This is a genomic window from Idiomarina sp. T82-3, from assembly GCF_001577655.1.
Taxonomy (GTDB): domain Bacteria; phylum Pseudomonadota; class Gammaproteobacteria; order Enterobacterales; family Alteromonadaceae; genus Idiomarina; species Idiomarina baltica.
In genome coordinates this window covers 82,801-105,218 of the sequence record NZ_LSBQ01000002.1, presented here as the reverse complement: position 1 = coordinate 105,218, position 22,418 = coordinate 82,801, and the positions used below count along the sequence as shown (strand labels likewise).

The 22,418-nt window shown below is 46.1% G+C and carries 13 protein-coding genes, 1 tRNA gene and 2 pseudogenes; 2 read left to right on the top strand and 14 right to left on the bottom strand.

Annotated elements, in window-relative coordinates; translation table 11 throughout:
* Positions 1 to 177: 177 nt before the first annotated feature.
* Entirely contained in the window at positions 178 to 1,173 is a 996-nt protein-coding gene (locus AWU56_RS01660; protein WP_286681591.1) for an HNH endonuclease family protein, read from the bottom strand.
* A gap of 31 nt (positions 1,174 to 1,204) precedes the next feature.
* Here AWU56_RS01660 and istB point away from each other — a divergent pair.
* Positions 1,205 to 1,986 (top strand): annotated as a pseudogene (gene istB / locus AWU56_RS12975) (IS21-like element helper ATPase IstB).
* A gap of 78 nt (positions 1,987 to 2,064) precedes the next feature.
* Here the strand turns inward: istB and AWU56_RS01645 are convergent.
* From AWU56_RS01645 to AWU56_RS01600, 10 genes and pseudogenes are all read right to left on the bottom strand, one after another.
* Positions 2,065 to 2,574, bottom strand: a pseudogene (locus AWU56_RS01645) (IS110 family RNA-guided transposase); the annotation flags it as partial.
* A 96-nt stretch (positions 2,575 to 2,670) separates the two neighbouring features.
* Positions 2,671 to 3,651: a hypothetical protein gene (locus AWU56_RS01640; protein WP_286681588.1), complete on the bottom strand. Its 981-nt coding sequence runs from the start codon at positions 3,649 to 3,651 to the stop codon at positions 2,671 to 2,673.
* 59 nt (positions 3,652 to 3,710) lie between these two features.
* Entirely contained in the window at positions 3,711 to 5,759 is a 2,049-nt protein-coding gene (brxL, locus tag AWU56_RS01635; protein WP_286681587.1) for a BREX system Lon protease-like protein BrxL, read from the bottom strand.
* Entirely contained in the window at positions 5,759 to 8,083 is a 2,325-nt protein-coding gene (gene pglZ, locus AWU56_RS01630; protein ID WP_286681586.1) for a BREX-1 system phosphatase PglZ type B, read from the bottom strand. Before pglZ ends, brxL begins: the two co-directional genes overlap by 1 nt.
* The gene (locus AWU56_RS01625) at positions 8,083 to 9,879 is read right to left on the bottom strand and encodes a DUF262 domain-containing protein (RefSeq protein ID WP_286681585.1); all 1,797 of its coding nucleotides are present in this window, start codon (positions 9,877 to 9,879) and stop codon (positions 8,083 to 8,085) included. Before AWU56_RS01625 ends, pglZ begins: the two co-directional genes overlap by 1 nt.
* A gap of 1 nt (position 9,880) precedes the next feature.
* Positions 9,881 to 13,408, bottom strand: coding sequence for an Eco57I restriction-modification methylase domain-containing protein (locus tag AWU56_RS01620; protein ID WP_286681584.1), 3,528 nt, complete (start codon positions 13,406 to 13,408; stop codon positions 9,881 to 9,883).
* Positions 13,408 to 16,860: a BREX system P-loop protein BrxC gene (brxC, locus tag AWU56_RS01615; RefSeq protein WP_286681583.1), complete on the bottom strand. Its 3,453-nt coding sequence runs from the start codon at positions 16,858 to 16,860 to the stop codon at positions 13,408 to 13,410. The genes AWU56_RS01620 and brxC overlap by 1 nt, the downstream gene beginning before the upstream one ends.
* A gap of 28 nt (positions 16,861 to 16,888) precedes the next feature.
* Entirely contained in the window at positions 16,889 to 17,434 is a 546-nt protein-coding gene (locus AWU56_RS01610) for a BREX protein BrxB domain-containing protein (protein ID WP_286681582.1), read from the bottom strand.
* Positions 17,427 to 18,206 (bottom strand): hypothetical protein, encoded by a 780-nt coding sequence (locus AWU56_RS01605; RefSeq protein WP_286681581.1) that lies wholly within the window; start codon positions 18,204 to 18,206, stop codon positions 17,427 to 17,429. Before AWU56_RS01605 ends, AWU56_RS01610 begins: the two co-directional genes overlap by 8 nt.
* Positions 18,199 to 19,092: a WYL domain-containing protein gene (locus AWU56_RS01600; protein ID WP_286681580.1), complete on the bottom strand. Its 894-nt coding sequence runs from the start codon at positions 19,090 to 19,092 to the stop codon at positions 18,199 to 18,201. The genes AWU56_RS01605 and AWU56_RS01600 overlap by 8 nt, the downstream gene beginning before the upstream one ends.
* 469 nt (positions 19,093 to 19,561) lie before the next feature.
* Here AWU56_RS01600 and AWU56_RS01595 point away from each other — a divergent pair, with 469 nt between their 5' ends.
* Complete coding sequence (locus AWU56_RS01595) at positions 19,562 to 19,813, top strand: helix-turn-helix transcriptional regulator (RefSeq protein ID WP_286681579.1); 252 nt, start codon at positions 19,562 to 19,564, stop codon at positions 19,811 to 19,813.
* A 230-nt stretch (positions 19,814 to 20,043) separates the two neighbouring features.
* On the opposite strand, the gene AWU56_RS01590 is transcribed toward AWU56_RS01595, so the two are convergent.
* The 3 genes from AWU56_RS01590 to AWU56_RS01580 form a co-directional block, all read right to left on the bottom strand.
* Positions 20,044 to 20,119, bottom strand: a tRNA-Ile gene (locus AWU56_RS01590).
* 51 nt (positions 20,120 to 20,170) lie between these two features.
* Positions 20,171 to 21,610, bottom strand: coding sequence for a sensor histidine kinase (locus AWU56_RS01585; protein WP_286681578.1), 1,440 nt, complete (start codon positions 21,608 to 21,610; stop codon positions 20,171 to 20,173).
* Between the two features lie 28 nt (positions 21,611 to 21,638).
* Complete coding sequence (locus tag AWU56_RS01580) at positions 21,639 to 22,415, bottom strand: amidohydrolase family protein (RefSeq protein ID WP_006954236.1); 777 nt, start codon at positions 22,413 to 22,415, stop codon at positions 21,639 to 21,641.
* Between the last annotated feature and the right edge of the window lie 3 nt (positions 22,416 to 22,418).

The following is a 22,418-nucleotide window of genomic DNA, read 5'->3' as shown; positions in this document are numbered from 1 at the left end:
AAATTCAACTACCAAGGATTTCTTAGTAGTTCGCGCTGGAGCCATGAGTGCAATGCGTCGTCAAATCAAGCACTATAGCCTCGACGCACTATTAATAGCTTAAAAGAACTCATGATTAGACTGATTGAACACTTTATCCTGCCCAACGAACCGGCAGATCAGAAGCAGTAATTCACTCTAACTATTCCCCGGCTTGACCCCTGTGGCATCTTGAATTAAGAGCTCCAACATCTCTTTTTCGTGTTGCTCAATCTGCGACTCCTGCCAGCCATTCTGTTTATCCATGAGCAATATCATTTTATAAAGTTTCAGCGAATCAATTCGCTTATCTACGATCGCTGCATGGAAGTGATCGCGTTTGGCTTTGGGCTGAAAATTACTCAGTCGAGAATTTTTGCTGTGACTAATAAGGCAAAGATTGCCAAAGCGATGTAATGGCTCTTCTGGCAGAGCAGTATGCCCTTCTATGGGGTGTTGCGGGGAGAAGTGCTCAACCGAGCTCCTAGCGGTAAACTCGAATTTTTTGACGACATCATCCGAAGTTTTATCATTATTGAAATAATCCCGCCAAATCAAATAGTCCAGGTAATTGAACACTAAGTTATTCTCTATATTCCCGTACAGCATACGTTTTAGTACACCTTGGGTATTCGAAAATAGATTCGGGTAATCGTAATCTCCGTAAATCATTTGATAATATTCAGCGCTGTTATGGGGATTTAAAAAGCGACCGAAAACAAACTTCCTGGCTAGCTGTTCTAACTGTTGCAAATAGTTTGAGCCATTGACGCCACTCATCCGATAAAGTATGCATAACGCGCCATTTAGCCAATGCTTATAAACCAATGTCGGCGTCGATACGTGAAAAGCACTCAGTAGCATTAAAATACGACGATTTATTCCGTCAAAGCCATCCTCGTCACCATTTCCAAAGGTATTGATATAACTTTGACTGTTTTTATCGTAATAATGCAGGCACTTTAAGCTCCAACCATCGCCCCCATCAGAAAATTCACGTTTAATAATAAACTGATCAAATAGATACTTCGTTTTCAGTAATGCAAAAACAAAACCTTGCACTCTCTCGGTTGGATTATCAGAGTTAATAACTTGCTCTTCGAACTGTTCAATTAGCTGCTTATCATCTAACGGAACATCCTTACCAGACCACACTCTTAACACGTGCAAAAGAAAGTTCGAGAAGTTGATAATACTCTTGAATCGCTCTGCCGCTGCCTCGCTTTTATCAAGTTTTTGCTCTGAACAACTGCGAGCATTACGGCTGGGGCACTTCTGTCAGGCGTTACAACAGCAGCAAGAGCAACCGGATACCTATACCGACATGAGCTTCGAAGAGCGTCTCGGTCTGCTCGCCACCCACGAAATACTGTGCCGTGACAACACCAAAGTAAAACGTCTGACCCGCCAGGCAAAGCTGCGCTTCGATGCCCGCCCAAGCGGTATCGATTACCGCAGTGGCCGTGGGCTCAAGAAAAAAAAATAGCGACGCTACTAAGCGGGCAATATCTGCACTACAACCAGAACATTATCATCACCGGGGCAACAGGCTGTGGTAAAACCCACCTGGCTTGTGCGTTGGCAACGCAGGCCTGTGAACAACATCACAGTGCCCGTTATTACCGCCTCGGAGAGCTGCTGGATGAGTTACACGTTGGACATGCTGACGGCTCTTACCGACAGCAGTTGAATACCTTAGCGAAGCGTAAACTGCTTATCCTTGATGACTGGGGCATGGAGAAGTTAAGTGCTCGTCAGGCGAATGACCTGCTTGATGTGATGGAAATACGCTACCAACAATCCAGCACCATTATCGCCAGTCAAATACCCACCAGCGAGTGGTACAAGCTGATACCCAGTCCCACCATTGGCGATGCCTTGCTTGATCGATTACTGCACAACAGCCATAGCATCGAACTGACAGGAGAATCAATGAGAAAACTAGACCAATCCGATCACTTAGCGTAAAAAGAGGGTTATGAAAAAGAACGGCTAACAGGTGATTGGATAACTCCGGAATCGCTGTTCGGAATCACCGAAATACGCAGCATCCTCAAGCCATTTTGGTAAAGCCTTTTTAAGTTGATGGATACCAACCGGCGAAATAACACCATATTCGCCTACCAAACCGCGAATCTGGTTAGCTTTGGCGGTACGTTGTCCCACTAATTCTTCGCGTATGCGATGAGCAGCCTGGATATCTTGCTGCTCTGCTGTTTTGAGGGCTACAAAGCGCATGCTGGGTCGGCTCATTGCCTCACAAATCGCTTCAGCATCGACTTTGTCGTTCTTATTGCTCTTTACGTAAGGTTTAACAAACTGAGCAGGAACCAGACGAACATGATAGCCAAGCTTCTGGAGCTCTCGTCCCCAATGATGGGCTGATGCACACGCTTCCATACCGACTTGACAGCCTGCCGGGACCTTGCGACTCAGCGCGTTTAACCATTTTGTGCGAGTATACTTGGCCTGCCATACAGTTTTACCATAGCGATCTACACCGTGGACGTGAAAAACTGACTTGGCAATATCGACTCCAACACGGATAATATTCATTTGGGCTTCTCCTTATCTCAGTGATTTTTGACTCACTTACCATTTTGGCACATCGGTGCCGGTGAGGTGAGGAGGAGTTCATCCCATTGCTTACAATTAAAATGGATAAAGTAAGCGTTTGCTACCAACCTTTTTTTCTCTCAAAATATTATTCCTAATCAGGCATGACGATATATGCTGACCATAAACATTAGGGTTTAACCCTGTTTCTTTATATATAAGAGTTCGACTTAATCCTGGCTCCCTATGAACCAAGCCAATCACTTTTTGCAAGTTATTTAAAATAACCTCAAGGTAATCATATGCGCTCCTATCGCCAAGTTGCCTAATCGATGAAACCATTTTATTAAAATCTTCTACTCGCCACGAGTCGAGGTGGCAACGCACTGGGTAATAGCTCCACCCCGAAGTAACAACATCCTCTAATGAATACCTTTGAATTAAGTTTATAACTTCATAAAAATATTTATTTAATAACTCTATCCGCTTGCTATAATATGACGAATAGTCTTCTTTACCCTCAGACAAAGCTATTCTCAAATCATTCAAATTAGTGTGATAACTATAAACCTTTTTATAAACTTCTGAGTCATATGCTAAAGCGATATTTTTTACGCCCTGATTATTCAAATCTGCTTTAGGGCTTAATCCTATATGATAAAGTTTTTCCGCACTCTTTAAAAATACTTTACTATATTGCTCTTCATTTTTTTCAATACTAACCAACCAGAAACAATTAGATTTAAACAGCTCAATAAAAACATCGAAAACTAGTTTACTTATAGGAAAATCATTTTCTGAAACTTCCTGCATCTTAATAGTGCAAAAACTTTGCGGCTTCCATTCTTCTACCCTGCAACTTTCGCTTAGAAAAACCCCCTCACCTTTCAAAAATTTATTAGGGGGTGCTTCCTTGGGATAAAAGAAGTTGAGCATATAAGTATCTTTGGTGTCTTTTATAAGTTGTAACCAAGATTTTTCACTCTCAAACGTTAACATATCATTTATTTCGACATGAATTCCTTCCAACAAAGTACTAGGGCAGCTTGTTTTTAAATACTTTCTTATTTCTTCCATAGTTTTTCTTATCCTTGTTTATAAACCTGAATTGATATCGCTACCTCAAAACTTTTATCTTACTCCACCAACGCCTTCAACAGAGCATCCCGCGCATCCTGGTAAAACTGGATATCGACCTTTGTAGCCATGTCGTCTGACAAATCATAAAGCTGTCTACGAGCGGTCACCGGCATCAACAACGCTGTAGCTCCTTTTTCCACTGCTAGCTCGGCAATGTTCACAGCGTTATGTATGGGCTCAATTGAGCCACCAAGGTTAATCTCGCCAACGACAATCAGGCCGCCTTTTATGGGCTTCTTAAGTAGCGAGCTGCTTATCGCTAAAAGCACTGAAACACCGAGTTTTGAGCCTTTTTTGGCAGCATCAAAGGCGCGTAGCTGAATTGAGTATTCGTGGGCTCTGGGGTCTCTGTCGCCAACTAGCTGCATTCCTCGCGCGTAAAGGTTCTGCTCGGCATAGCGTACAGACTCTTTAAATGGGGCAGGCACCGGGTTATTTAATATTTTCACACCTGAGCCGGGTCCGGCATTGACTTCAATGCGATACAGCCCGGAGTTATCACCTGTATCCTGACCACCCTCGCTAATGGTCCAAATCTGGCCTGGCTCTAGCGGGTCGTCGCCAATTTCGTTGTCAGAGCGTAGCTCTGGCGTAGCGACAAATTTTTCGACGCCATCATCACCAATAAAGTAGCTAAAATGCGTGTTTCTAAATTCCGCTGCACCAATGCGCTTTTGTTGTTCCTTAACACGGCGACGCACTTCAAGTGCTAACCTTACTGCCCACTCAAGGTCTTCATCACTCACTTCCATGGTTGGGCTTGGGTAAATTAACTTCAGCAAGCCTGACGCGGTTTTATTAACGGCATTAACATCGCGGCCGCTTAATGCTCCGCCAAAGTGCACGCGATTCTGCAATACACTGACACGGCTCTGGAAGCGCAATCGGCTGAGACACTCAGAAAAGAAATCACTGACCAGTCCAAAATGATCCGTTACCAAGTCGGCGCTCATTTTAGGAATGTCCCAACCTGGGAGGTAACCATGGATACGATCCATCCATGCCGTGTCGTCTCGCATTTCTTCGGGTAGTGGGCCAAATAAGTGACCCACTCGTTGTTGGTGCTCAACATCAACATCAAAGTTACCGACAAACACCATAGAGCCGTCCGCGCGAATATTTTCCTTTCCGCGGGAGAACTCACCAGACTCCATATAGCCTTTCATAATGTTGATGCCTTCTTTGGAATCAAATGAAATACCACTGATTTCATCGAAGCAGACCACATCGTATTGGCATACCAAGCCCCGCGCACCTGTCGCGTTATTCACGAACATCTTGGCAATGGTTGCTTTACCGCCAGAAATTAAGTGAGCGTAGGGCGATACTTGCTGGAACAAGTGACTTTTACCGGTACCGCGCGGGCCGAGCTCTACCAGGTTATAGTTGCGTTCAACAAAAGGAACCATTCGAAGGAAAACGGCATCTTTTGCACGCTCTTCCAACGTGCTTGGTTCTAGCCCAATACCGCGAAGAATAAAGTCTTTCCATTCCTCAGTAGAAAACGACGCACGCGCCTCACCGAGCGTATCCAGAACATCACGCTTGGACAGCTGAATTGGTCTCAACTCGCGAATACCAAAAGCGTTGCCTTTTTCTTCAGCAATTAAACTGTCGTATTCCAAGGTGATTTCGGCATAAAACCCGCCGGTGAGCAGTCTTTCGTTATCATCGACAATCGAATCACTGATGCGTACCTTATTAAGCTGAATGCTGGGTAACGAAGCTAGGTAGCCATTATCTTTTTGGCTGAATCGCGCGCTAACCAGGTCGATAAGTTTCACCGTACCGTTTTTATACGCCTTTGCTTTAAACAGCTCTTCTTCACCGGCTCTAACTGTTCTCGACTCGAGTTGCTTCTGAACAATGGCTAACCCTTCATTGATCTCATCGGGATCGGTACTGGCACAATATCGTCCCAGCATAAATTCAACGACATAGGTTGGTACGGGAAACTGCCTTGCAAAAGTGCGAACTAAATCTTTGCGAACCAGGTAACCTTCAAGTGCTTGCGCAGCCTTCAAATCAAGTGTGTCTAATTCCATTAATCATCACCTCCAACAATTGTGGGCTGCTTCGCCAGTAAGTTACCGGCATCATCGAGTAACACGACAACAGCTGATGTTTGTTCAAACTCATCATCGACCATTAATGTGCACTTTCCATCTTTTAACGGCTTGCGCGGACTAATTTCAGTCTCCGCATTACCAGGCTGAGTGCGAAGAACAGCAACCACGCCGTCTCCTTCAGTGTCACAGCTTAACTTGCACATCAAGCGAACCCAGCGTAATTCAGTTATCGACGCAGAAACCGAAGGAGCGGCTATCACAGGTTGGTTATTTACAACATCAATCACCGGGGTGAAACACTCCTGCAGGCTCAACCCGCCGTGGTCATAGTGTTTACCCGCAACAAAGTTTCGCACACCGGGCGCCATAGCAACGGTAACGTCCTGATTCCAGTACCAACCTACTTTTAAATGTTCCGTCTGGACATTGTCTTTGACCAGTGCGCATCGTCCCCAACGGGTTTCGGTCAAATACTTGGCAATATCCACTTTGGCCATGGTATTCGGAGTTAAGAGCCAGCCATGGTCGGTAACAATACGAATACGTCGCCACCCAGCAGAAAATAGGTCTTCAACGCGTTCTACAATCTCATCAAGCAGGGGATCAATGCGCGTGGCCAATTTCAAACCTTTAACGTGGCCTTCTTTATCGATATCACCGCTTTGCACCCAGGCATTGCTAGTAGGGTCCCCAGTTTCAGTTTCCGATAGGTAAACCCACCCTTTTTCCGACAGAAATTTCTTTAAGTAGTGCGAAGAAAAGGAGGTGTTGTCGTCCTTTAAGCTGGGTTGAAAATCTTTGTCGCTGGTACGGCCGGTAAGTTTTTCATGTACCGGTGTAACGGCTGCTTTTGCTGTGGCCGTAACGGAGGGCAAAGCCGCCCAGTCATTGGTTAGCGTCAGCTCTCCGAGTCTCTCTAACCGTCGACAGAGACGCTGCGCGACATCAAATCGCAAGCCATCTACAAAAAATACAACTTCTCCGCCAGCTCGGTACTCGGCAGTTGACTCTCTAGCCACTAACTCGCCGTTATAACCGTACTGCTTAACCAGAGCTTGGAAGTTGTTATTAATTTCTTCGAGCCAGGGGGTATAAATAATTGTCAGTAACCCTTGTACTAGCTCTTGATGTTGGTTTTTAAGAGGATAAGCCAGAGCACGTAAGACCTGGTCGTCGGCCTGCCAGAAACGTTCTTTGTACTGCTCTGCCATTTCGTCAACGGTTGAGCCGTTGAACGCGTGCTCTGTTAAGTCGGCTACCTTGGCCAGATGCTGAAGAACTCCCGCCATGGGTGATAAGTCGAGGTCATACCAAATCCAGTCACGGCGATCGGCATGTTGCTTTTCCAGTGCAAGCAATGATTTACGAACGTCAGAGCTTGAATGGCCACTTACAAGCTTTGAAAGTTCTGCTTCAAGCTTTTGTTCTTCTTTTTCATTTACCGCAGGATAGCTGGCACCATCAGCCGCTAAGTCTGGCTCGACTTTTAATAATAAATTCGGTATTTCCGAATAATGAGTGCAAGTTTCGGCGTAACGTTGCCAAACCGCTTCCCAAGGGCCTTGATGTCGGCATAGCAATTCTGCCGCAGTAAGCTCGCCATCTGTTTTCGGATTAAAGTGAAACTCGGTTTCCCAAATGCTCACTAACGCATCCCAACGCTTATCGTCCCAGCGTTCTCGAGCAGGTTTTGGCTCGTTCATCCAGGTTAATAAATCACGAATAGGGTCACTTGATATCAGCTTATTGAAGTCAGGCGCTTCGAGTCGCTTATTGGCTAAGTCACTGCGCTCGCTTTCTAAAATTTCAGGCAAAACTTTTAATAGCGCAGCTTGGGTACTTTTATCCGCCGCAACATCTAAACCCGCACCGCCGGAGGTAGAGAGAAGAAACGCATTGACGGTCCAGTCTCTACCTGCTGTGTTATAGACCCACCAGCTGCCCCGGTATTGCAGTTCTGCCAGTGGCTTTAGTTCTTCCGGGCATTTGGCAATTGCACGCAAATCACGACGCTCGTAACCCGGCAAATAAATGATCGGTGTTCTGTCATTGGGCAACTCGAATTCGGGCAGTGTGTTTTCAATTACACACTTTAACCAAATCGCAGGGCCTTGGTGCTTATCCGGCTGATAATCACCCAGCACTAATAATTCGGGCATTGCCGCTTGTAACAAGGGCAAGGCGGGCTCCCATTGGCGCAGTTTGTCCGTCCAGAGTACAACCGAAGGTGCTACCTGAATGTTGGAGTTATACGACGCACTGGCGCGTACTTCGTCGCACAAAATATCGAGTAGTTTCATTACGAACTGCCTTTCGTTTCTGACAGTGAATACTTCTCAGCAATACGGTCGACCAGCTGTTTTGTTCGGCGCTCAATTTTCTCAACAGTCCAAGCTGTTGCGTCCGCTAATTCTCGGTTTAGGTATAGACCGTTATTGTAGCCGACAGGACGGCCTTTCTTATCTTTCCTAGACTGCTTTTCCTCAAAGCTTTTATTGCCAAGCGAACTGTTGTATCCGGAAATTGTGAGATTCCCAAGTCGATGAGCGTATTGCTCCCGATGATCATTAGCTAACTTCCGGTTTCCGTCAGCAATCATATCGACCCAAGCGCCAGGAATATTTTCTCCTTGTGGGAAAATATGCTCAATGGTCCATACATAGTGCTTGCCTTTGGTTGCCCACAAATCAAGTTGGCGTTCTCGGGTCATTTGTTCCTCTTCAAGAGCACATAAAACAAACCGACACACGGCTTTATTATCTTGATAAATCGCTCCGTTCAAGTTCTCTTTAAAGTACTCGTCCGAAGAGCTATGGCGGGTAAGCTTTTCTTTTACTGTGACTACAATGTCTTTGCCTTGAAGGCTAAGGCAGCTTTCCGCAACATCCATAAATATGCGGTTTAAGTCTCTTGTTGGGGGGAGATCTGTTGTGTTTCGGCGAACAAAAAAGCGAATCAGGAACTCAGTAATTTCTTCAAAATGTTCTTCGCTTAAACTCAAGCTTTCTCGTTTATCAAACAGTATAAGCAGCAGAAGATAAGCGGATGCAGCTTGGATGCGCTCCAGTGATAAAAGGAGGCTACTAAGTTTTGCGTTGTCTAATGGGGAGCTATTAGTTAGATTTGCGTAAATTGCTGATAAACGTACCATTTCAGCTAAGAAACGCTGAGGGTCATGTGATATCAGCTTTTCGTAAACCTGCATCAAGTTTGACTTTGTCGCTACTGGAACAGCAATAATTGAACGCAGTTCGGTCCTATAAGCATTGTAATACTGTCGGAAAAAACGCTCCTGGACCGCATAGTCATCACCAAGTGCGTCCATTACACGCTTCCACTTATCATAGTTCTCGTCAATACTGCCTGGCTCGGTGCTCTCTAAAGTTGCTAATAGCTTGTTTTTAATGAGATCAATTGCGGTGAGAGGGACACCTCGGTTATTCAATGACTCGAATAAGGTGTACGCATCAGAATGACCGCCAACCTCAATTTTCACTAAGGTTGCAGTATTCACTTTTTCCAATAAATCTTGTATTGGCGTATCTCGGTTATCATTTTCAGCGAGAAAAGAATTTATGCGCTCAACAAAATATCGGTACGCTCGAACGAGGCGTCGCTTGCCCGCATTAGCCGGCTTCGATACATCTTTTAAAAGATCAGCCAGGCATAACACGTAAAAGTAGTCTTGCTGGTTACTATTCTGAACTTGAGGAATAAGGCGGGCTTGCTTAGGGTCCCGTCTCAAGACCAGTTTTCCTTTAAGTTTTAACAGTTCAAAGTTTTCTTCATCTGATAGATCGTCCTGTGACTTTAATACTGAGTAAACAGCCGCAAGCAGTAACGATATCGTGGTCATTCGTTGCTGACCATCCACAACCTCTAACGATTGAGTAGCTAGGGTGTCTTGCGCTTGATTGATGCAAATAATAGAACCTAAGAAATAACCTGAATCATTCTCAATCAAATCATCGAACAGGCGCTCCCACTGACCTTTTCCCCAGGTGTATTCACGTTGATAGCGAGGTATGGTGTAAATCACATTGCTCTCAATGTCGAGCAAGGTAGAAATAGGGTAGTTAAATACCGATTTAATCATTTTAGACGTCCTTATCCCGTGCTTTTTGCTTTTCCGACAAACTTAAATGATGCTCATTAATGCGTGCGCCGGGCTTGCCACCATACTCTGGACCGAGGTGATACCAAGGGGCAGATTCAACATCAGTACCGCGGTCTTTGGTCCATTTGATGTTTGGTTTTGCACGCAGTACGCCTGAGCCTTTCTTGCCCATGTCTTTGGCGAGCATGAAGGGGCGAATATTGAGACGAACACCGTCGTTTAAGTCTGGGTTCCAGCCGATGGGCTGCTCTTCCAGTGGTTTCCAACGCACGAAAATATCGTACGGCTTTTCACCGGCAAGAATGTTTTCGAGTTCTTGCTTGAGCGTTTGAGCGGCGGCTAAGCGAATATCGGCGCCATCAACGCCGTTGGCGACTTCGGCTTGTTGGGTGCGTATCCAATCACCGAGGTAGGTGTAAATCAGGCGTTCTAAGCCCGCTTTATCGAGTTTGTGATAGTTCACCAGCACGCTAAAGCCGTCTTTCAAGCCGTCCCATATTTGCCAGATAAAAGGGCGATGCTGGAATAACTTACAGTGCTGTTCAAAGAACTTGTCTCGTAACCAAGCGGACAGAGATTTACTTCCCACAGTATCTAGTAATTGATTTCTTAGGTTGGTAGTCCAGGCGTCGCCGTAGGCGGCTTCCAGCATCGCCTCTAAACGCAGTTCAGCGGCTTTTTCACCACGCACTGCAGGTAAGCAGACAATGCCATCGTCATCGACAAAAGAATTGAGTGCTTTGCAGCGTTCAACCCATGCGCGTTGTTCGTCGGCAAGTTCCATTTCAGCGTCAAGCTCTGCAGGCCACTGATAGCCAAGCAAGCGAGCAACTGCGACTTGCAATACGACCTGATCAAGCCTTCTGTCATTAGAAGAAAGATTACCGGTGATGGGATTCCATTCAACTATCCCAGCTGGATGTCCATGAAAAACCCATTGTGCGGGGTTAGCAGAAAATTGTTGATGCGGTGCTGAAACCTCTTTAGCCTTTTGGGCCGCTTCATTTCTCCAGTGTTCTATGTCAAATGGTACAGAGATAATGGTCTTAACCGACAACGCAACTCCAGAGTCGATACTTCTTAGATTCTTCTCAAAAATTCCAGATTCAAGGTAACACCATAGAGCGGGTATTAGCTTCTCATCATCAGGAACTATGACGCAGCAAGATTGCGAGTATATATCACCAGAATAAAGCGTATAACGGAGATCCCCAACAAGATTTATTGCTATTCCTTTTCGACGCCAATTGGACTTACCGCTTCGCCATTGTTGAGCCTTGTGATTCAGATGTTTGACTGAATCTGCAAGCCTAGCCATTTCGCCCTTTTCTTTTTGCCAAAAAACTATACTCTCTCTACCGCTAAAAAATACTGAATCAGATGGAGCAGTTTGATAAAGCTCCCAGTCACTACCAAATTCACTTACTTCCCAGAAATATCGATTGAATGCCGTATTGTCACCAGCAGCTTGACCATGAAGAGCTGAAGTGAAATCGCTGAGAAACGGGGTTTCTTCTTGAAGGGATAGAAGAATACGAGCTTCATTATTCTTTAGTTGTGCTAGTTGAGGAACAAGCAAAAAATCGCTTTGTCTCAAGTAAACCGCTTTTTCATCTATGCCTTTAGTATTTGCAACGTCTAAGCCATAAAATATGCTTTCTTCGCTCGGATTGCTTTTACTAACAGTTAGTAATACTGCTTTAACAACTTCACCAGAAATTGTCTCAAAAGCACCAGACCCCAAACGCACTAACCCTTTGAACTGCATTAAATGGATTAATTTTTCACGAATTGGCTTATAACTTTTCTGGGACAACCAGTTTTGCGGTAGAACAATGCTTGAAGTCCCACCGTTATGGCAAAACTCCAAACAACGGTCTAAAAACACGGTTGCCAGGTCATTTTTACCGGCGGGGTAATAGCTTTCACAGTAATCGCGGAGCTTTTCATCTTGTTTACCGCGCGCCAAATACGGCACGTTGGTAATCACCCAGTTATATTGCATAGAAAGCAACTTGGCTGCTTTGACCAAGCCTTGGGCCACAATGCCCGCCTCGCGCTCTTCCGATAGCCGGCGTACATCGCGGCCTGTTTCTGCTTGAATACGTTCATCTTCGGTGAGAATGTCGGTTAATACAGCATCAAGCTCACCCCACTGAGCAATTTTTGCCGCTTGTAAGCGTTTGGGGTTAATTAAACTGCCAAGCACCGGCGCGTCTTTAAAGGTTTGGTACATCCAATCCAGTGCAATAGTTAGGTTTTGTTTTCCCGCTTTTTTACTGAGCTCTTTCCATTCGTCTTTGGCGGCACTAATCGACAAGCCACTACAGGCTAGATGTAGCTCTGGTAAGGTACGGTAACCACCCGCATTCGGATAACGCCAAGCTTCCAAAGCCACCGCAAACGCAGCAAGCTCCACACAGCGTTGGTCAAGTTCTAAGCCATGCAGGTTCTCTTCGATCACTCGGTCAACAGCGTCTTTGGCGGATAAGCCTTCTAGCTCCATGCGCATAGGTACCAGCATTAAAAATGCGGCGACTAAAAAGTGGCCAGAGCCGCAGCACGGGTCCAGGGTTTTAAGTTCACTTAATTGGCTTGGCCAGCCCTCAAAAACGCCCGAAGCTGGCTGCCAGCGGTCGTCTTCTTTGGCAAAGCGTAGGTATTCGAGTGGCACGCCTGCAATGGCCGCTTTTTCGCGCAACTCTTGTTCACTTTGGGCCTCGATCCAGTCATGGTCACTCAATCGTTTACCAGCCCACCAGGCACCTAAGCTGTTATCGAGTAAGAAGCTCACCATGTAGGGTTCAGTAAATAACTGCGTTACTGGCGAGAGCTCATCCGCACCAATTTTCACTTCCGACTTGTTTACTTCCTCTTTTCGCTTACTTTGCCAGAACTGATAAACCCAGCCTAAGCTGTCCTGCGCCTGAAACACTTCTGGCGCCAAGCCCATAACCAGGGCTTCTAGCTCACGTTGCAGCTCTAGCGCAAACTGCAACTGAAACACAGGTGAGTCTGTGCGGAAAATTTGCGGCAACATTTTAGATGCCAACACACCGGCAAGCTCCCAGCCGTTGTTGCAGGCTTGTTCTAGCTCGTCTTGAAATACGCCCTCTTCGATAAGTTCGTTACAGTCTTGCAGTGTCACCGAGGTATGTTGGTCGTACATCAACAAGCCGTTTTGCTCAAGGAAGCGAGCAAACAACATACGATGCCAGTGCTCATAAGCAACTTCAGTAACCAGTTTATGAATGGTTTGCTCGCCGTTGTCGTGGCGTACATCACCGAGTTGCCGACCATGAGCACGCAGTCGGTTTCTCAGCGCCCGCTGCGCTTCGGTAAAATAATCCGGCGCTTGTTTGTCGCCCACAGCATGGCGTTTTAATGCCTGCGTTGCTGCTTCTTCAGCAATATCACGGGCTTTTATTACTGTGCGCTCTAAGCCTGATCGTAGCGCTTTATCAAGGGCTTTTCGGGTTGAAGATGAATTTGCTATTACTGTCGTCATCAGAAAGTCACCGGTCCGTCATTTAACTTCGCTAATACGTCTTTTTTCACCTGCTCTAGCCAGACATCTAATTCTGCTTCGGTGTTGACCGTCACCCGCGGAGTACTGTAGCGCTGTACTTTGGGTAACAGGAGCTCTACTGCTTCTTGGCGAGCATTTTCAAACTTGCTGGCCAGGGATTCTTTACGGTCGCTCCACTGCCCGAGCGAAACTGAGTCTAATGCATCAATGAGTGACTCAGTGGTTGATAAGTCAGGAGCTGCAACTTCATGGAGTGAGCGCTTGTCCAAAATTTGCTGCTGTTGTTCCTGAGACAGTTGTTGCCAATGCTCATCGCTGGTAAGCGATTCTAAACCGCGTTGATATTCCGCTTGGTACGCGTCAATGCGATGGCGTAAGGCCTCACGCAGTTTAGTGACCAACTCTTTAATAATACCGCTAACAGGGTTGGGTTCATCGAGTATTGAACGGTTTTTAATAATGGTATCAGCGAGCTCTTTTGCCGGCGCGTAGAAAGCTAAATCCTTACTGATATCGAGCAAGTCATTAAGTTGACTCCAGTCGGTACGTCGTTTAGTAATTTTCTCGGCTGTTTCCTGCCATTCAAGCAAGGTGTCTGCTATGTCACTTTGGTTTTCTAAAATCACATTGAGTTGTGCATTACCGGACTGACGAGCAATATCATCAAAAATATGGGTGTCTGGTTTGGCAGGGAAAGGCGCTGGCCCACATGCGCTTTCTGCCAGATCGCGACCTTTCTCAGCCAATAGCGCCGCTTTGGCTTTTTCCTCACCGGATTCGCACTTGATACCCGCCGCGTTGATAACACGTCGAATCTTGATCATATCAACGGTTCTAATCGTTAATTTCTCAGGCCGGAAGGTGGTGTGCGGTAACTGTTTACGTTCAAGTTCGGACGCTTTTAAGCCAGGTTCGGCAATTAATACGCCCGCCGAAATCATGGCGTAAATTGCACCTTCAACAGTGTCCTGTGACCAACCATAAGGTGGGTTTTGAAACTCTTCACGAATTTCTTTGCCTTGTTTCGACACGCCAATGAAGTTTTTGATTTTGGCACATACCGGATGTTTTTCGGCATCGTCTTTATGACCTATAGCCTCAAGAGCATTTTGTCCGCCGTCTTTACGTGCGCGTTCATAGACTTTCGCCCAGCCCGGGTGGTCGGCGCTATCAAACTCTCGATATAAACGTACGACGGATGCTTTGCCGGCTTTTTCTACACGCTCAGTAATGGTATTGCCGTCAACTTCGTTGCCGCCAGCTTGCAATACCATGACGCCTTCAAAAATTTCTTTTAATAAGGTTTCTACGTTGCGGTCAGCATCACGCTTACGAGTCTCCATGGCACTGCGAGCGTCTTTACCGGCTTCAGTACCGGGAATGCCGCGTTTTTGTAGCGTAGCGTCAGCAGCATGAGCTGCAATAATGGCAGACGATAACTCCGAACGGTTACGAGCCGGGATAAACAGGAAGATCGTTGGTTTTTCCGGATCCATCCGACGAGCTTCTGTTAGAACGTCCTTCTCGGTACTACTCCAGCCGTCTTGGATCCAAACATAAATTTTCTTATCGGCATCGCGTGGTAGCTCTGACTCGAAACATGGCAGTAATTGGCGAACTTCGTTGGTTTGCCCCTGTGTTAGCCGGACTTGCCCTAGCTCCTGGCGAACTTTTTTATGGATCATGTCCATCCGCAGGTTGTCGACACGTTGCATATTGCCACGCAGGTCAACTTCCTCTTGGCGGAAGGTGTCGTACCACTGGGCACTCTCTTGCGTTTGCACGCGATACTCTGTTCCCGCTGCCGTTTGCATTGCCATGATGTGGCCATCGTCGACAAGCTCTTCAAGTAATTTGGGTACGGCGGTGCGGATTGAGTCTGTCCCTTGGTCAAGGTCATCGATGAGTAAGTCTGAGAGCATTTCAGCGGTGGCACGAACACCACTGTCAGCGGCCGGCTCCGTTGGTAACTTACCTATCAATAACACCAGAGAAAGAATACGTGATTTGAGTTTACTGCTTTCATCTCCCGCGGCAAGGCGACCGATAATCTCGCCCATTTCTTTTGATATCACGCCGGTTTGAATCAAGTTCACGGAAATTTGGTCGTAGATAAAGTCTGCGGGTACAACATGTCCTAAAGGCTTGTCAGCAGTGGCTTGCGCCGCTTCGTGAATAACTTTTAACTGGTTACGCAGCTGCGATACTGTGCCCGTGGTGTCGACGATACGAAGTACTTTTTCCCAAAAACGACGGCGGACGGGGAGTAGCGGATAGTCGGCAACCATGACTTTTTCATCATCACGATGAAACTCGATACGTGTCCCGCGTAGCTGACGCGAAATCTCTCCAAGGTGCGACTTAAGCACATTATCGATATCGGGTTTGGCCGCTTCTTTCTTTTGCAGAATGACTTTACGAATAACAGCTTCTACATCGGTATCGGAAAGTTGAATTTGTACCTGGAAGCGACCCATTAATTTTTGCAGGCTCGGTGTTCCGGACAGCGAGCTTTGGCCAGTTCCCACGAACAGAATGCGGCCTCTTAGCGGTGACGCTTTACAGCAAGTCTCGACGACTTCCTGTATTGAATAGGATTTTTCGGTATCGGAGCCGATATATTGCTGAACCTCATCGAGCACGATAACTGTTAACGGACATTTGCCGTCGACAGACAGCGACTCTTGAATGGCATTAACCATCTGGGTATTTGTCACGTCAGATACGTGTGGATACTGCTCTTTTAGCAGCTGACGCATTTGTTTAATGTCATCCGCTAATGTCGGGTCAGCCTCTAATAGTGCCCCTGCAATGCTGCGTGACATGTATAAATCGTCAAGCTCATCTAACCAGTCATCATCTTCTGCTTCAACGGCCGCTTTGACTTGTTCGTAAAGCCCTTCTTTTTTCAGCCACATGACAAATCGTGCCTGATGATATTGCTCGGGCAGTCCGGCTGATTTGAAAATTATATTCAGTAACGCCAGGCGAACATTGTTGTCAGCACCGGAACCTAGCGTGCCAGATGCGGCGTGTAGCCCACCATAACGTTTCGCCTGATTACTCAGTTCGACAAAGTGTGCCTGGAGATCTTCAGGTAAGTCAGCCACATCACGTGCGCTGGCTCCGTCTTCAAATGTTTGGTTAACCCATAATGCGCGCAACATTTTCGCAAGGTGCGATTTACCTGAGCCAAAGAAGCCAGAAATCCACACGCCGGGCTGCTCATGGTCGTCGGTCAGGTTGCGCAAGTAGGTTGACAGAATTTTATCTAAACCTTTTTGGTACTGGCCGTCGCAAACGAATGTTTGTAGCTCATAACGCAGTGTTTTCAGTGCCTGTGACGTTTGGTCGTCTTTAACTTCCGCCACACCGTTATTTTCTAACCGGTTTTCTTGCGGGTCGAGTTGGTAAATATCGCGGTTTAACATGTGCTTAAACTCCTTGTTGCGCCTGGGCTTAATTCTCTGCAGTAATTGCAGTTGCTAGATAGCCCCAGCCATCTTTGGCATCTAATAGTCGGTATTTGTTATCAATGTACTCACCGGGGAATAGCACTAATAAGCGCCCCGGGACATAAGCTGAAAGCTGTTTTACAAAGTCAGAAACAGAAGCAAAGCCGAATAATGTGCCGCAGCCGATAAGTGCGACCAGGGTATTATCGTCGACTTTTCCTTCTAGTTGGCTCGCGAGTTTTTCGACGGACTGCTTCGCAAATTTCTTATATTTGGTTTGCAGGCTCTCAGGCTCTTCAAAGTAATCTTCTCGATACTTTTGGCTTGCCATCCACTCTGGGAAAAGACGAGTAATGTCTAGCTGTAACCAGTCATGGCCAGCTGCTTCAGTAGCAAACTGAAACTCTTCAATTCGAGCGCGTAGCTTTAATTCATCTTCTTTGTAGTAAACGGCAAATAACACGCGTTGTTCATTCGCTAGGCCATGAGTCCATGGAATACTAATGAAGTTAGAGTAGCTTCTGACCAAGCGATCTAGTCGGTTACTCATGCAGCATTGACTCCTCTTCACGCGTTAAAAGATCCTGAAAGCCAATATCAATGACTTCACTTGAATGCTTGAAGGTGATTAAACCTGCATGGCTCGCCAAGCGAGCTAGCTCTAATAATCGGTCGGTTCGGTATTCAAACATTTGCACCCACTCGGTATTAAATAGGCGATTGCCTGAAGCGCCCTGTAAATGTCCCATAACCAATGCAAAAGCGACGTTTACAGGGCGAATATCAGGCTCTGACCGATGCTTTTTATTACGGCCGGTTAAGTAGCCCGCATGGGTCCATGTACCGTTCACGTTTTGTGCTATCGACTTTAACGTCGCTGGACTAAACCTATCAGGAAAACGCTCTGCGAATAGGCCTTCCATTTCCGGTCGTGTGAGAAGTTGTCCAGTGTTGAGCTCAAGGATTTTTTCTTTAGATAGGCGTAGCAACGGGTCACGCGCTAGGCCCATTTGACAGGCTAAAACTGGTCGAGCTTTTTCATCGGCTTCCCAGAAAAGGCGGAAAATACGAAACAGCGGTATTTCGGTATTCATACCGTACAAATCGATTAAGTGGCGCCAAGTCAGCTGCCGAGCTTTTGAGGTCGGCTTATTCAGCAAATTAAATTGCTCAATATCTTGTTGGTAATCTTCGGCGGTCGCATTCACAGGGCGATGAGAAAATAGCTCTGTAATTTCAGCTAACATCATGGTTCGGCTGGCATGTGCTCCATTACGCCCATACTTAAAACCAAATTTCATTTGAATATCTTCGTTAACCATTTTTACTACCCTGGAAGTTATTGCCTGGAGCGAGCGCTAAAGCACCTGCTAGCCGATTGTTTTTTCTTATTTCAGCCGAATTTTTTAACCATAAATGATGAGTTTGGGGGCTGAGTGAATGTTGAGGAGTAACATCTACATTCCAAAACCGAAGCAAGTATTTTGCTTCTGCTACTTTCAGCGTTAATTCAAGCTGATGATCTTGTATTTGATAATCGAGTTCGATTGCTTTGGGGTGTTCATGCGCTGGATGCGCCACTAATTGCAAAGTCACTTCATTAACCCATTCGTCGTCATTAATTTGCTTTTCGTGGGAAGCGACCTTTGCGTTCTCTACTATTTCGGCGGAAAGTATTCTGGTGCAAACAAAATCACGAAACTCATTTGATTTTCGATCGAACGCGCGAATATGCCAACGCTGCCCACTATTTAAAAATGCATAGGGCAAAATTTCACGTTGGGTAATACCAGAACTCAACGAAGCGTATTCAATTTTAATTACACTTGAATTGATGACTGCTTTGGTCAGCGAAGAAACGATTTCCGGTTGTGCTTTTATTAAGCTGACGGAATCAACCGAAAGTATTTTCGTTTCCGAAGAAACAGCGTTCTTTTTCTGGTTCGCTAAGTTTTTTAAAGCGATTTCGACATCGTGATCAAATAGTGGCTTAAATGCTTTTCGAGAGTAGTAGCGTTTTGTTTCGTGGCGCAATTCTAAATTGCCGGGAGCAAGTTCTTTGTAAAGTGAAAAGTCACGAGAACTCGATGCCGGACCAATTTTGAATTGTTCGGTCAAATCGCTTCTTGCGACAAAGCCAAAAAACATCAACCGGAAGTCGATGTATTCTAGCCGTTCGCGTTGTGCAAAAGTAAGGTCTTCGATCACTGGATTCTGTCTTAATTTGGTTTAGTACATCACTGTACTTTGCACTCCTGGATAATGCAATCATTTTGATACGTTCTGTCTGTCCCTTAGAAATTAACCTGTAGAGTTGTAACGTCCACCGCCATCAAGCCAAATTTAGGGTAAGCCAAAAGGCATTTGGGCTGACGATAAACAGCTTCCCTGCCCACTCACATCCCTTGTGATGTCCTTATACGGTATTTTATTCGACGGCTGCGACAGTTTGGGTCGCGATAGGGAACTCAAATGCTGGTGTTATACACTTAAAATGCTCTCTATAAGTCTGCAGAGTTGATAATGTCATTCAATACTCAGCCTGTTAAGCCTTGACGGCGCAAAAAAACCGGCCTAAAAGTCGAATTTTAGAGCCGACCAAAAACCCCTCTCTAATTTCTTAACTTTTGCAAGTCACTCACACACAATGGGCTCATCTTAACAGCGGAGAAACACGATGTACCAAGAACCGAGCCCTGAACATCGCTCAGAGATTTTAAAACGTTATAACCAAACCGAGCGCATGTTGCGTAGTTGCGAAGTACTGGAAATGCTGGCGGTTAGTAGAACAAGCTGGTGGCGTTACGAGCGAGCAAACCTCGTGCCGCCGGCCCGTACCCTCGGTGGCTTGAAGTACTGGCGTTTATCGTCAATCCTGTATTTTATTGAGAACATGCCTGCGAGCCGTTCTGAATCATGTGCAGCATAAGGCGCTCAACCAATGCGCTTTTAGCATGCAATAGGATTAAAGAAAGCCAATTGCGTGATTACCACGCTGTGGTAACCTTTATTCCGATGGTGGGATGAAATACGAAAACTTGATTTTTGAGTCAGTAATACATCAGCGGGTAAAACACAGGGCCATTGCTAAGGTATACCCTAAGGTAACCCCAAGCGGAACTCGGCAAAATGCAAAATGACCTAAGTCATTGAAAAGAGTGGTGGCCCCTCGCAGATTTGAACTGCGGACCAACCGATTATGAGTCGGGTGCTCTAACCACTGAGCTAAGGGGCCATTTTAGAAGTGAGTCGCTTAGAAAGCGGCGCAAATTATACGAACTTTTTGCTAGCTTGTCATCGGTATCTTTAAGATAAATCGAGAGATTTCGCCGTTTGATTGAAATTCGACCGACCCTTTTAAGCTGCTGACAAGGTCCTTCACCAAACGTAAGCCATCTCCGTAACGTTCAGGTTTTACATCATCAAACCTAAATAAGTTCTGCTCGACATCTCGGCGTACACTCGGATTTTCGTCGACAACTTCCAAAACTACGTTGTCGTCCTGTTTGCATACACGGATAAATATCTCGCCCGCCTGCGGACCAAATTTTAATGAATGTAAAATAATGATATCGAGCGTAAAGCGAAGCAGTAGCGGGTTCGTTATCACATGCACATCGTCATCACATACCGCTGCAATTGTTTGGCGGCCGTTCGCATGACGTTGTTGATGAAAGTCTGCCAATGCTCGTGTCCAACGATTCATCGCTACTTCCGCAACGGGTCCCTGCTTTTTGTGACGAACATCAATTTGTGCCAACGCTTGGCAAAGATATTCGGCAGCATCGAGTTCTCGCTGCAATTTCTCGAACTGGTGAGTCGACGTATCCGAAACCACCGTTGTAACATCCCGCTGCAGTTGTTCAATACGTCCGCGCAGTTCCTCAGCAAATGCGAGTGCTGCGCGTCCGATAATCGACAACTCATTAATCTGTCCGAGTTTCGCTTCTAACGAGTTAATCGCACGCTCTGCATTGTGTCGTTTTTGCCGTGCCTGATACAACAATAGTAAAAATGGCTGCACGTCGTTAATGGCTGATGTGGTCGGCACGGGCGCAGCTTCGTCATGAAGTTGTTCTGTAAGCTTCTCTCGCTCGGTCAGCCAGCCTCTCTCAAAGTTACGGTTACGTACCAGCATCATGGTGCCAATCACAGCAAGTAAGCCGAAAATGCCGAATAGCACACCGACTAAACTTGCAGGGACCAATGACGTCCGCTTCATTAACCAAGCAGCTAAACCCCGGTGAGTGGTGACCGGGCAGGAGACGGTAATCACCGCAGCATCCACTGACTGTCTGACAGACGTAAGTATGTTGGATTCATCGACGGCTTGCCGTGACAAGGCACTGAGCAGTGCCATTTCGGACTGAGGCACGTCGGTTTTAATACTTGACCCTACATAGGTAGGAAAGGCATAGCCAAAGAATTCGCTGGCGACATCCCAATAACCCCCCTCGACTCCCTGAAGTTTACTCGTTTCGCGGTACATAACCTGCTGCAACAAGTCGGGGTTAGTGACCTGATAGTGAGGCTCTGCGTTGGAGGGGTAGAGTTGGGTGATTTCTGTACGCACTTGTTCACAACTCGACGCAAGTCCTTCAGTTGAACGACTGATCAGCTGTGATGGCGAATACCAAAATGTGAGACCAATACCGAAAATAGCGATGGCGATGATTGTCATCGCCATCCAACGGTTCTGGTTACTTATTGAGGAGAGCGAATACACGCGCCACCTTATCTAGAAATTAAACACCTTAGGGTAGTTTATAAAACTCTTTGGCGTTTTGGTAGAACACTTTATCCGCGGCATCAGAGTCATCAAGTGCTTCAACAATGGTGTCAATATCACTCGGCTCAAACCCGCGATTACTACGCGTACCCGGTAAGTCTGTGCCAAACATTAGACAATCAGGGTTCGTCTTATAGAGCGTCTTAATTGCTTCTGTAATATTCACTTCGGTACGCCCAAAGCCGCTTGCTTTGATATTCACACCGCCCTCAGCTAATCGGCGCACTTGAGAAAGGCCAGACTTAGCCATACCCAAGTGGTCCACGCTCAGTTTAGGCAACTTCAACAATGTAGGCACCATATCGTCAAGTTCACGACTATCGACATAAATTTCCAAGTGCCACCCTGCTAAATCCCAGATACGACGCCCGAATTCGACAATCCCTTCGATATCTCTATGTACACCACGCTTTAAGTTAACGCGGACACCACGGATACGATGCTCATTAAGTTGCTGAATTTTCTCATCACTGACACTACCCGGTAACTGAGTAACGCCGACATAATTATCCCCCAGGTTTCCAAGCGCTGCTTTCAAATAGCGTTGCTCGAAGCCCTGAAAGGAACCTGAAACAATGACGCCACCTTCGATAGGCATTCCTGTCACAAGGCGGTTGTAGTCGTCAATGTAAAAAGGCTTTGGGATGTGACCTTGGTTTTCTATCAACGGAAACGCTTCATCATAGATATGAAGATGCGAGTCTATAATCCGTTTTGGCCAATGTTCACGATTAATTCCCATACT

Coding starts and splice junctions, on each gene's coding strand:
- brxL (WP_286681587.1), bottom strand. CDS start 5,759: ATGGAATTAGACACACTTGATTTGAAGGCTGCGCAAGCACTTGAAGGT.
- AWU56_RS01625 (WP_286681585.1), bottom strand. CDS start 9,879: ATGATTAAATCGGTATTTAACTACCCTATTTCTACCTTGCTCGACATT.
- AWU56_RS01580 (WP_006954236.1), bottom strand. CDS start 22,415: ATGGGAATTAATCGTGAACATTGGCCAAAACGGATTATAGACTCGCAT.
- AWU56_RS01610 (WP_286681582.1), bottom strand. CDS start 17,434: ATGAGTAACCGACTAGATCGCTTGGTCAGAAGCTACTCTAACTTCATT.
- AWU56_RS01595 (WP_286681579.1), top strand. CDS start 19,562: ATGTACCAAGAACCGAGCCCTGAACATCGCTCAGAGATTTTAAAACGT.
- AWU56_RS01620 (WP_286681584.1), bottom strand. CDS start 13,408: ATGACGACAGTAATAGCAAATTCATCTTCAACCCGAAAAGCCCTTGAT.
- pglZ (WP_286681586.1), bottom strand. CDS start 8,083: ATGAAACTACTCGATATTTTGTGCGACGAAGTACGCGCCAGTGCGTCG.
- brxC (WP_286681583.1), bottom strand. CDS start 16,860: ATGTTAAACCGCGATATTTACCAACTCGACCCGCAAGAAAACCGGTTA.
- AWU56_RS01640 (WP_286681588.1), bottom strand. CDS start 3,651: ATGGAAGAAATAAGAAAGTATTTAAAAACAAGCTGCCCTAGTACTTTG.
- AWU56_RS01605 (WP_286681581.1), bottom strand. CDS start 18,206: ATGGTTAACGAAGATATTCAAATGAAATTTGGTTTTAAGTATGGGCGT.